We start from the raw sequence: 12,053 nt of genomic DNA, 5'->3' as shown, positions 1-12,053 counted from the left end.
AATGAGTCGGGCTAACGCCCGAAAGTTCCGGGGCAGAGAGCCTTTTGGGATAACCCCCCAAAAGCTCTCCGCCCCGGGAGTATTTTTATGGGTGGGTGTATTAGCCCCTATCGGGGATTATCGAGTTCAGTCTGGCTTAAAGATGCGGTTTTCGCAGCGCTAGGGTTCCAGGATCCCCTTGGTTTGCTGAGTGAAGAAATCTTCTAAGGACTGGGAATAATACTTAGTTAGGTGGTCATGATCCATATAAACGTAAAGATTACCGACCAAGGGACTGCACGCATCGTTGGGACATATCTGCGGCGATAAATCCACGAAATGGAAACCAGGGTTTTCTACAGGCAGACCGTTAAGAGTCTTCGAATACACCTGTCCATAGGGGACGCCACAGGACTGGGGATTAGGGACTGACACAGCGCACTCATAGATATTTTGAGAATAATTAGGGGTGTCGCGCATCCCTATTACCTTTATCCCCTTTGTCAGGAACTCGGACACGACATCGGGGTGACCAGGTAATACTTGATCAGGGCTACCAGGTTGCGTAAGCGTGGAAACCATAATCACCGCATCGGGTTTTGCCTTATTTAACGCCCAATCCAATCCGGCTTGTACCCATTTTTTGCAGGTATCGTCATGGCCGTCAAAGTCACGGGAGATCTTGCAGCCTCCCATTAGCAGCGCGGCTAAATTCCAGTTGCGTTTCTCTGCCGTTTTTTGGATAGCGGGCAGATACTGCTCGGCATGGGAATCACCAAATACCAGGACATTAGCACCATCAGTACCTTCCTGGTGAAGCTGACGACAAGAATTGTTATGACCGGCGGCTTCTCCAAAATCTGGTGCCCCAGCAAATGCGCTGTCACATTGGTACGGCAGGCTTGCCCACTGTTTACCTAGCTCTCCAGGAGCGGGCAAGGGATCTTCTTTAAAACTGCTGGACGGATTTTTCTGTAGGAGGATTCGCGCGCCGGGGTGACTAGAAACTGTGACGTGCTTGGCGGGAGAGATTCGCTTGTTTATCTGCCAAGAGGCGGTAGCAATGCCACCGGCACCAACCGCCAAAGCCAAGACAATAACGCTGACTTTATGCAGCCAGGTCTTATTGAATAGTTTCAGGGAACGTACCGGGTTATCAACCAGCTCGGTTAGAAGGACTGCTAGCCCTAAGGAAACTAGGAATAAGAATCCGCCCTCGAAAAGAGAAAGGTTAGCCTGCTGACGCGCACCCATATAAACCGCGAAGATTGGCCAGTGTACCAGGTAAAGGGCGTAGGAATTGTCCCCGATATATACCAGAGGACGGCAAGACAACAGCCGTGCCGAGCTGGAGTTCGAATCACTGCGAACAAATAGCATTACTAGGCATGCTGCGACTATGGGCAGGATGCAGATGGGACCGGGGTAGGTGCCCACGGAGAGCAGACCGAAAACCACGATGATTGCGATGGAAAACCACCCCAGGGCGTCATGCCATTTGGATCCGGCCTTAACCCTGTTCATAGCAAGAGCCGCTAAAACTCCGATCGCGAACTCCCAAAATCGAATGCGAGTGTCGAAATAGTATTGTGAAGCGGTACCGTCGAAAAACTTTACTAGTAACCAGGCAAATGAAGTCAGGGCTAAGAGAGAAAAAACAGTGAAAATCCCTTTGCGGACGGAGATTTTTAATTTGCGGCAGAGCAGGGCGGTTACCGCGAAGACTACCGGGAAGATTAAGAAAATTTGTCCTTGGACTGCGATGCACCACATATGCATTAGCGGAGAGGACAGGGAATGGTCAGCAGCAAAATAGTCGACTAACTCTGACTGCAAATACCAGTTTTGGTAGTAAAACAAGGATGGCCAGGACTGGTTGATGATCTCCATCCACCTGGTCTTCGGTAGATACTTGATGGTTAACGCGATCGCTAAGAGGATGGTGACCACCAAGGGAGGAAGCAGGCGGCGGAATGTTTGAATCCAGCGTTTGCATACGGAATAACTCTTACCAGCATCGGATCCGCGGATAAAGGAATCTGCTAAAAGGAAAGCAGAGACCATGATGAATACATCCACCCCGATGGGGGAGCCTACCTGCCAGGCGTGGAACACTATGATTTGCAAGGCGCAGAGGGCGCGCAATCCTTGAATTTCGGGGCGGAAGCGCCGGGTCTTGTCATTTACAGCATTGGCAGGAGAACTCATATCGGTGATCTTTCGCTAGGTGAACCTGCTAAGGATGCTATTGCAGCACGATAAATATATGCAATCTACTGTCATATAAAAACCGGCTTGGGTGAGGTGCATCCTCACCCAAGCCGGTAGTTTAATTTTTTACTTTCTATGTATTTAGGCGAAAGGTCGTGATTTTTCGTCTAGGGTCGCAATCGCTGTTGCTGGTAGGTTCAGGCTGACGGAAGCCACCAGATCCTTTAGCTGCTCCGGATTACGTGCGGACGCAATCGGGGCAGCCACGCCCTTGGCGCGCAGCCAGGCGAGCGAGACTGCAGTGGGGGTAGAACCGAGTTCCTCAGCCACCTTCACCAGGGTATCTACCAGTGCAAAAGATTCAGGGCGATTGTATTCCGATAGGAAATCGCTGCGGTCTTTGCCGGCCAGGTCTTCTGCTTTACGGTATTTTCCAGTGAGGAAGCCGGAAGCCAGCGAGAAGTAAGTGAACTCGGCAACCCCGAACTCGCTGCAAATAGGCTGGTAGTTTTCTTCAAACTCTTTACGGTAGACTAGGTTGTATTGATTTTGGATCGCGACTGGTGCTGACAGGTTCTCCTCTTTAGCAACCTGGAACCATTCGCGCATCCGGGCAGGGGAAAAGTTTGACATGGCCACGTAACGGATCTTGCCCGCTTTTACTAGCGCATCGAACGCCCTCGCCATCTCGGCGATAGGGGTCTTATTGTCATCGAAATGCGCGTAATACAGGTCGATGTAGTCGGTCTGTAGCCGTTTGAGGGAAGCCTCACAGGCAGCCTGAATATTTTCGGGGGACAGACCGGGAAAATCGGGGTGTTGGCTAACCTTAGTAGCGATAACAACCTGGTCACGTGCTTTGCGCTCGCGCAGCCATTCGCCAATTACGGTCTCGGATTCTCCGCCTTTTAGCCCTTCGCCCCAGGCAGAATAAACATCGGCAGTATCAATGAAGTTCCCGCCTGCTTCCCGGTACGCATCTATTACCGCAAAGGAATCATCCTTATCGCTAGTCCAACCAAAAGTGTTAGCCCCTAAAGCCAGTTCAAAAACTGAAAGTTCCGTGCCCTTAACCTGGTACATTATCTCCTCCAAAAGTAATTGTACTGTCAATTGACATGATACTAGTTTCGCAAAGATGAGGGCGGAGGAAGAGATATGCAACTTCTTAGCTACCGCTGATGCCTTTGAAAGCTGTCTAAGAAATTCACGTTTCAGGCTAGTCTGACTCCAAAAGTACTCGAAACTGGATAGTCTGTTAATAGTAAAACAGACAGTTGTCGCAGTGACGGTAACTTAATTCGAATACATCGGGGTTGAATGCTGGAATAACTGTTGATAATGACGGTCATTTGCCTGGAAGTTAGACGAGAAGCTTAGAGGGGAATATCGATGAAACCATTGGTATCAGTATTGGTTCCTATATATAACGTAGAGAAGTACTTGTCGGAATGTTTGGGAAGTTTGGCTGCACAGGACTTCAAACAAGCTGAGTTTATCTGTATTAATGATGGATCAACAGATGGCTCACGTGACATCATCGAGCATTTCCTGAATAAGGATTCCCGTTTTAAAGTCATTGACAAGGAAAACTCTGGATACGGCGCGTCCATGAACCGCGGGCTGGAAGCAGCGCAGGGCGATTATGTAGCGATTTTGGAATCGGATGATTTCATGGAAGAGGATGCGCTTAGCAAACTACACCAGGCTATTAGTAGCACCGGAGCAGATGTGGTTAAAGCTAACTTCTGGATGTACTGGTCTATTCCCATAAAGCGTAACGAGTTTTTTGAGGCGATACCGGGAAGGAAGAGCGAGAAAATAGCTGATCCCGCCAGCGATCCATTTATTTTTTATACTAAGCCTTCGATTTGGTCTGCGATTTATCGTAAGTCTTTCCTGGATACAGAAAAAATCTCGTTTTTAGAAACCCCCGGTGCTTCTTTCCAAGACACCAGCTTTACTTTTAAAGTTTGGGCTTCCACCCACAAGGTCTACTATTTGCATGATGCATTTGTGCATTACCGGCAAGATAACGAAAACTCTTCAGTAAACTCTCCTGGTAAAGTGGACGCTCTGTTTAATGAATATCGGGAGATTAGCCGTTGGCTGGAAACCGATCCTGAAAAGCAGAAGACGTTTTCACCCGTAAAAGTCAAGATGCTTTACGATGCGTTGATCTGGAACTATGAAAGAGTCGCCGCGGAGCACAAGGTGGAGGTGTTGCGTAAAGGACGTGCAATGTTCCTGGACGATTTTACGCAGGGAAACGTGGACATTCGGTTGTTCGAGCCCTGGAAGTTGCTGGATATGCAAAAAATTATGATTCTTCCGGAAAAATACCACCATGATAGGAATCGGGGGGAAGCCTTAAGCCATCGAGTTGGTAGAGTAATTCAAGATCGCGGCTTTGTAGGCTTTGCCTATGCCGGTGGGGTAAAAGTATTCAATAAAGGGAAGGGACTTTTAAATCGTGCCAAGGATATCTGTAATCGTACCCGTTTATAACGTTGAGAAATATCTACCCCGATGCCTAGAATCTATCCGGAAACAAGATTTTTCTGATTTAGAGATTATCTGTATTAACGATGGTTCTTCAGACGCATCATCGTCTCTGTTAGAGATATCAGCGCAGCTAGATCCAAGGATTACGGTTATTAACCAGCCGAATAGTGGTGTATCTGCTGCTCGTAACCGGGGGTTGGACACTGCAACTGGTGAGATCATCATGTTTGTGGATGCTGATGACTTTCTGGTACCCGGTGCCTGCAAAGTGGTGGCACAAGCCTTTGCCAATAATAAACCAGATATTTTAACCTTCGGCGCCAGCGGGATTACCTTTGGGCAACCTTCGCCCTGGTTAAGGAACGCTCTTTCCCCCAAGCAGTCAGTGGCGCACGGGTTTGATAAAAACTTGTTTAAAAAGGCTAGAGAAAGACCCTATATTTGGCTATCAGCTTTTTCCCGTTCATTCATCGACAAGCATTCTTTACGCTTTGACGAGGAGTTGGCGATTGGGGAAGATCAGTTATTCTATTTAGACGCATACGCTAGAGCAGAGTTGACGGTTACTATCGAAAAAACGCTCTATACCTATAGAGCTGAAAGAACCGGATCTGCCATGTTTTGGCAGATACAAGATGCTTCTGAGATGTTTGAGAAGCATCTTCTGCTAGCTAAAAAGGTATTTCAACATTGGAACCAGATGGGGCTATTCTCTCAATATAAAGCTGAATTATTGGGATGGTTCCTGGGGTTCGTGTCCTATGATGCGTTCCACGCAAAAAATTCTGTTGAGGCGCTCCAGAAGCTAAGGGAGATGGTATACAAAAACTTTGGAAATCCCACTAAGCTCTCTCTGGATATGCCCTCTAGAATGGCTCTGCGTAACTTGCGAGATCCAAAAGATCCCTTAAGGTATCTGAGGAATCTGGCTGTATTGGCGGCCAGGATCAAAGAAAATCCGGCCACCAACACCTTGCTGGCTGTTGATAAGTTCGGGAAGCTAGCCCCTATTCACTTGCTGCGCGCAATCGCGAAACGTATTATCCCTGCAAGCAGTCTAACTCAATACTGGAGAATCATAGGAGCACACGATACGACTTACAATGCTATCGAGGATGCGCAAGCCTATATTCGGTTAATAAACGAGTCATCGTTAACGAAAAGTCGGGGGTTAACGCCTCCAAAGGAAGAATACGATTGTTCTTGATCAGAACGGGCTTAACGCTCACATCCGTCATAGCGTAGCAATCTAGCATCGCCAATTTGTTTGACAACTTTGAAATAGGACAAGTGGTTAACATCGAGAGCTGGATACTGGTGTTCGATTCCCCAGCCGCTTCCTCTCCACAGGTACTGGTTTTTAAGATCCAGTAGATAGCCTGCGTGTGTGGCTTTGACATTTATGCATACCTGAGGGTTTTCCTGGGGATCTAGAATCTTCGCCAATATCTCTCGGTTTTCTGGGTAAACATTCGCAGATATCTTTGGAAACACCGCTCTGCGCTCTCCGATTGCCCAAGTGAAAGTACCGCCCTCCCAGGGATTTGCCAGCACGGCATCATCATCTGGGATGTACTTTGGTAGAGAAAAAAGCAGTTCTAGCTCGTCGGTGTCGATTAGTTGATATCCATTAGTACTAGGTTTCGGAATCTCAAAAGCCGAGAATATCCACGGTCCTGTAGATTTAAGAGAGGGTGGTCCCCAAATGACAAAAAGAGATAGGCATGCCATGTAAAGAGGAAATGCCATTACCCTCGTCTTAACGGAACGGATTTTAGGAACAAACTTGAGGATTAAACTCCAAATCCAGGCGGCTCCGATTGCGGCGAGAGGAACCGCGACAAATACGAGAGGCGCAAATACTCGCGGAGCATCGTTGTACCAGACCCCGACGAAGTAGCGTCGCAAACTGATATTTTGCATACCGGTGACTACTAGGTAGTAGAACGCTAGAGGTACCCAAGTAAAACACAGTAGCCACTGCCTCGGAAAACGAGAAATTTTAAAGAATCCCATCCAAACTAAAATAGTTAAAGGCGCTAAGAGCAGTAATGTGTACTGGAAAGAGTTGTTGAAACCGGTGCCGCCGGTTAATAAGAGCAGATCTCGTACACCTTGTCTATAGGTTCCAGATACCGGGTTGAAGTTATGTGCCTCCGGACCTCGCATAGCGTGAATGAAACCTATATGGTAACAGAATCTATCCCAGGAAACGTATATTCCAAACCAAAGCAGGGACCAGCCCAATACGAATAGAGCTTGTATTACTCTATTTTTTTCCGCGCTAGCTAATCTTTTCAATATTGCGCGAAGCGTAAACCACCAGGTAATAACCACGAAGAATATTGCGATTACGAAAATAGAATTGGGATGGCTGACAGATGCTGCGGTTATGGCTATTACCGCTAAAAATAACTTATAGGTAATCTGGCTAGGCCATTTTCGTAAACAGTTAATTAATAGTGCGGCACAAAGAGGGATAAAAGCATAGCCCAAAAGATTCGGGTACAAAGTCCCATATCCAATGAATCCCATGGGAAATTGGGGGAAAGCCAGTGATAGAGGAATCGATAATGTAGCTGCAACCTTATTTCGGGTGACCTCCGAAGTAAAAGTGTAAATGCTAAGTGGCCAAACCAAGAAAGCAATTACAACCGTTAATGCGTTGGTAGCCACAACCACGGATCTACTGCAGGCACTAGCTATCAAGGACACAAGGCCATGCCAAGCAGCGGGATAATAACCACTGGGGTCAGTTCCGACAAGGTTCGTAGCTAGGGTAGAAGCGTTGCCGTTTTGGGTGAACATCATCGCCAGATTCAGATGAAATGCATTATCCCAGCTCTGAGCAAATGCTCCCGGTAGTTTAATGACGGTAGCGAACCAGATAGTGGCAAGAATAAAAACCGTTACTACAGCGGCAGGAATCTGCCACTTGTTCTTTGAGCTAGTTACCGCCTGCGCGGAAACATCTATTTGATAATCACCCGGAGCAGCACGAAGTTTGTTATGTACCGACTTTCCCATCCAGCAGACCAATAGGAGCAATAGGGTAGCCGCTAGCAGTGGTAAAAATCCCCAGGTGACACCAATTTTTCCTGCAGCGATCGCAGTCACAGACGCGATCCCGACAGAAGCCGCGGGTGCCCAAGCCCAAAGCCATTTATTCCGCAGGCCTACAAGACGACCAACAGCTAGCCCAGGAACGAATACTGTCGCTAAGGCAACCAATAATGGGAGTGGAAATAGCCACCAGTTATAAAAGAATTGTTCCGGAGTAGCCGGGCTAAAAATATCCATGGAGCTCGGGGCGAAGTTTTAGTGGGAAGCCTGATCCCCAATAACCATGCGCGGGGTACCTTTCCACAGATGCGGATCGGTGACCCGGCGACCATCAAATAACAGCTTGATACCGGGCAGATCCTTCGCGCTGATGGTTTTATATTCGGCGTGGTCAGCCTGCACGATCGCGGCGGTAACTTCCTCGCCTAGGTGGTAGGCATCCCAACCGAAGCCCGCTAGTTCCTCATCGCTAAACATGGGGTCGTGAACCAGCACCTTCGCTCCCCGCTTGCGCAAGGAGTCAACGGTAGTGAACACTCCCGAGAACGCGGTTTCTTTAACTGCCCCCCGGTAGGAAGCTCCCAGTACAACCACTTTGACACCCTCGAGATTCCCTAGCACTTCCTCTACGCGGGAAACTACGTATTCGGGCATCCCAGCGTTATATGTACGCGCGGTACGAACTACGGAGGCATCGGGATCGGTAGAAAGGTACAGGCGCGGGTAAACCGGAATGCAGTGTCCGCCAACCGCAATCCCAGGGCGGTGAATGTGAGAATATGGTTGCGAGTTGCAGGCATCGATGACTTTTTGCACGTCAATACCGACTTTGTCCGCGTAGACGGCAAACTGGTTCGCCAGCCCGATATTAACGTCCCGGTAGGTAGTTTCTGCCAGTTTCGCCATCTCAGCGGCCTCGGCATTGCCCATGTCCCAAACTCCGTTTTCACGCGGCAGGTCGGGGCGCTCATCAAATTGCAGCACGCTTTCATAGAACTTGATTGCTGCCTGGGTACCCGTCTCAGTTAGCCCGCCGACCAGCTTGGGATAGCGACGCAAATCCTGGAATACCCGCCCGGTTAGTACCCGTTCAGGAGAGAACACCAGGTGGAAGTCTTCGCCCTCTTTCAAACCAGAAATCTCTTCAATCAGCGGCTTCCAGCGGCCTCGGGTAGTGCCTACTGGCAAAGTGGTTTCATAGGAGATCAAGGTTCCGGGGGTTAGGTGTTCGGCGAGGGAACGAGTAGCTTGATCCATCCACCCGAAATCTGGCTGCCAGGTTTCGTCATTAACAAAGAGCGGAACCACCAAAACGATGGCATCTGCATCTGGGATAGCGTCTGCGTAGTCGATGGTGGCGCGCAGCTTTCCCGCAGGCACCAGCTCAGAGAGTTTGTCTTGCAGGTGAGCTTCCCCAGGAAAAGGCTCTTTAGCCTGGTTAATTAGGTCAACAGTTTTTTCGTTAACGTCAACCCCAATCACTTCCTGTCCGCTGGAGGCAAACTGTACTGCCAGGGGCAAGCCGATCTTTCCCATTGCCACAACTGCTACGCGCATGAAAAACTCCTTTGAGGTCTTCAACAACTCAACAAACTGTGAGTCTATTTTACGCGGGAATGGGCAAACAGTTCACATTCCCTGCTGAGAGAAAATAACTTATCCAGGTTTTCGCTGCTCACGTAGTCCCTGTTTCTTTTAATGATGTAAAAATATTAATCTAATCCTTATATACTGCAATTGTCCCCATACAGATCGTGGAGTGAGGTCTCAGTTATGACTGGTAAAAGCAGAATGATTAGAGGGCTGACGTGTTTCACGGCAGCCGCCAGTTTAGTTTTGGCAACGGTGCCTGCCTATGCTGAGGAAGTTACGACTCCTGCATCTCCGCAGTCTCCTACATCTACAGAAAGTGTTAGTACGGACGGTTTAGATACTCCGAATCCAGCCCAAGATGCTAACGATGTCGCCGATAACACTGGTAACGATGGTTTGGAAATCCAAGATTCCGGCTCAGAAACCTCTACCCCCCAAGCGGCGGAGAATTCCATTCAAATCCCCTACACAGGGTCTACAGTAGCGCCGGGTTCGTTGGCTTCAAGTAATAACCGGCCGTTGACTAGCCGGTGGTACACAGGAATGCGTTTCGGGCAGCCCCGGCAAATTGGAAATGGTTGGGGGAAAGACGGGGTTCTGGCCATGAATGATTACACAGGTAATCGCCGGGCCGATTTATTTTATTTTCTCGAGAAAGAAAACAATGTTATTTTTCGCCTTTATGAAGGTACATCGGGCGGAGGTCTCAGAACGATAGGGGATATTGGACAAGGCTGGGGAGCCTTCGATTCGATAACATCAGGAGACGTTAATCACGATGGTAAGACTGATCTAATCGCTAGAAAAAATAATGGTGACCTCTATTTATATCTGGCTTGCAGAAGTTCTTACTGCTTTAATTCCGGCGTGAAAATTGGCAACGGCTGGTCTAGTATGCGTTTTCTTACCTTTATGTCGCGAACCGTGGGCAACAAGACAGGAATCTTAGCGGTAGATCGTGCGGGACAGATGCATATCTATCCTTTCCTAGATGGGCGAGGTAGATTTGACGCGCCGGTAAGGCTTGGATTTGGGTGGAACAACATAACAAGAGTTATGAGCACCGGTGATGTCGATCAAAATGGAAAATCAGATTTCTTAGCAACTGATTCTTCAGGCTATTTGTACTTATACAGGGCTAGTGGCGGTGGTACTGCATTTTCCTCAGGGTTGGTGGGGAACGGTTGGAATGTTATGTCCCAAATTATGCCAATTGATATTTCACTAGGCGGTGGAATAATGGCGATTGACCATAAGGGACTTTTGCATCGGTACCCCCTGATAGGTTCTTCATCTGCCGCTGGCTGGCGTCCCCCGGCTCGTTATTTGCAGCCCGTTAGCGCAATTCGCGCTCCGGGAACAACGGTGGTTCCGCGCCGCGGCTGGAATGGCACGAAGGTGCGGGAAGTGCGGGCTCGTATGGGTGTGGGGGTACCACTGAATGCGGGAATGACTTTTGATCAACGTACCGAAAATGCGGTCAAACGTTTTCAACGAAAAATTGGGGTAAGCGCCAACGGAGTTGTCGATCATCGGACATGGGTAAGTATGACTTCTCGCTCTTGGACTATGGATAATTTCCAATTGAATCCGGTTCCTCTGAGAGCCAATCGTAGCCAACGCGTGAATGCGATGATTTCATTCGCGAGAGGACAAACTGGAAGCCCGTACACTTGGGGCGGTGCCGGAGGCTATGGCGATGGCTATGATTGCTCCGGTTTTGCGTTACAGGCTCTATACAGGGCGGGTATCGATCCGCAACCTATAAATGTTATTTCCCATGCGGCGCCAACATACCGCACGTCGAAAGAACTCTACGCGCATCCTCGCCTGCAAAAAGTTGGGTTTGGTTCCCGACAGCCAGGCGACTTGGTGTTTTGGCAAGGACGAGGTGGCATCTACCATGTCGCAATTTATGTGGGATCGAACCAGATTATAGAGTCTAACTATGGTCATGCCCGGCAACGAGGTCTCTATAACTGGGGTAGTATAGCTCCCTATGTTGTCCGTCCCTTGGCGAGCTAAGTATATTTCCCAACCCTAGTTAGTTTTTGGAGGCTGTTATTGCTAGCAATGCAAGGTAAAAAACGGTTTGCCCTGGCAGCAGTTGCCATCCTGACGGTGGTGGCGCTCCTAGCGGCTTGGTATTTTTGGTATCAATCAGACCGGGAATCTCTTCCGCAGCCAACCGGCCCGCAGATTAAGGTATCTGTTGGTCCGAACGCCAAATTGCCGGAGATACGAGCCGGCTCGCAGGGGTGCGCTGCCCTGGATAAGGTTTTGAGTGATCTGTTGCAGCAAACCCCACAGGGGAAAGCGTTCACAGGGCGCGTTGCCCAGGTACAGTCTCAGCAAAAGGATCCTGACTCTGGAACTGAAAATGCAGCACCTGAGTGGGCGAAATTTCTCCAGATTCTTCCGGAGCACTACTCAGAGTTTGAAACTGCTGCAGGTAAAGATGACGCTGCTAACAAGGCATTAAGAAATATGCGCGAGATTGTCAACCTGGAACCGCAACTAATTACGGGAAAGATTCCCGAATATACCGACGGGCCGGCGGCGCAACGCCAGCTTGAAGAGGGTAAAACTCCCGAACAGAACCCAGAATATGTTAAGAAGTCAGAACAACTAGATAAACTGCTAGATCAGGTTAGCTGGTGTATGCCCACGTGGCCAGTTCTTTTTGGATAGCCAATTGTGTT

The 12,053-nt window shown here is 48.8% G+C and carries 8 protein-coding genes; 4 read left to right on the top strand and 4 right to left on the bottom strand.

Annotation, left to right across the window (positions count from 1 at the left end):
* Nucleotides 1–159 precede the first annotated feature (159 nt).
* A complete protein-coding gene (locus L0M99_RS05950) occupies nt 160–2,187 on the bottom strand; it encodes an acyltransferase family protein (RefSeq protein ID WP_238128071.1) in 2,028 nt (675 codons plus the stop codon).
* Between the two features lie 144 nt (nt 2,188–2,331).
* The gene (locus L0M99_RS05945; RefSeq protein WP_024059708.1) at nt 2,332–3,273 is read right to left on the bottom strand and encodes an aldo/keto reductase; all 942 of its coding nucleotides are present in this window, start codon (nt 3,271–3,273) and stop codon (nt 2,332–2,334) included.
* Nucleotides 3,274–3,582: 309 nt separating this feature from the next.
* Between L0M99_RS05945 and L0M99_RS05940 the strand changes: the two genes are divergently transcribed.
* On the top strand, nt 3,583–4,698 hold the full coding sequence (locus L0M99_RS05940; RefSeq protein WP_024059707.1) for a glycosyltransferase family 2 protein: 1,116 nt from the start codon (nt 3,583–3,585) through the stop codon (nt 4,696–4,698).
* Nucleotides 4,664–5,902, top strand: a complete 1,239-nt coding sequence (locus L0M99_RS05935; protein WP_024059706.1) for a glycosyltransferase family 2 protein — start codon at nt 4,664–4,666, stop codon at nt 5,900–5,902. The genes L0M99_RS05940 and L0M99_RS05935 overlap by 35 nt, the downstream gene beginning before the upstream one ends.
* An 11-nt stretch (nt 5,903–5,913) precedes the next feature.
* Here the strand turns inward: L0M99_RS05935 and L0M99_RS05930 are convergent, their stop codons facing one another.
* A complete protein-coding gene (locus L0M99_RS05930; protein WP_238128070.1) occupies nt 5,914–7,995 on the bottom strand; it encodes a DUF6541 family protein in 2,082 nt (693 codons plus the stop codon).
* Between the two features lie 18 nt (nt 7,996–8,013).
* Nucleotides 8,014–9,315: a nucleotide sugar dehydrogenase gene (locus tag L0M99_RS05925; protein WP_024059704.1), complete on the bottom strand. Its 1,302-nt coding sequence runs from the start codon at nt 9,313–9,315 to the stop codon at nt 8,014–8,016.
* 216 nt (nt 9,316–9,531) lie between these two features.
* On the opposite strand from L0M99_RS05925, the gene L0M99_RS05920 reads away from it, so the two are divergent.
* Nucleotides 9,532–11,376, top strand: coding sequence for an NlpC/P60 family protein (locus L0M99_RS05920; RefSeq protein ID WP_238128069.1), 1,845 nt, complete (start codon nt 9,532–9,534; stop codon nt 11,374–11,376).
* A 48-nt stretch (nt 11,377–11,424) separates the two neighbouring features.
* Nucleotides 11,425–12,042 carry a hypothetical protein gene (locus L0M99_RS05915; protein ID WP_238128095.1) on the top strand — a complete coding sequence of 206 codons (618 nt, stop codon included), beginning with the start codon at nt 11,425–11,427 and terminating at the stop codon, nt 12,040–12,042.
* Nucleotides 12,043–12,053 lie beyond the last annotated feature (11 nt).

Origin of the sequence: Varibaculum cambriense (assembly GCF_022133705.1) — a bacterium.
GTDB lineage: Bacteria > Actinomycetota > Actinomycetes > Actinomycetales > Actinomycetaceae > Varibaculum > Varibaculum cambriense_A.
Note: the sequence above shows the minus strand (reverse complement) of the source record. Positions and strands in the feature narration are given on the sequence as shown.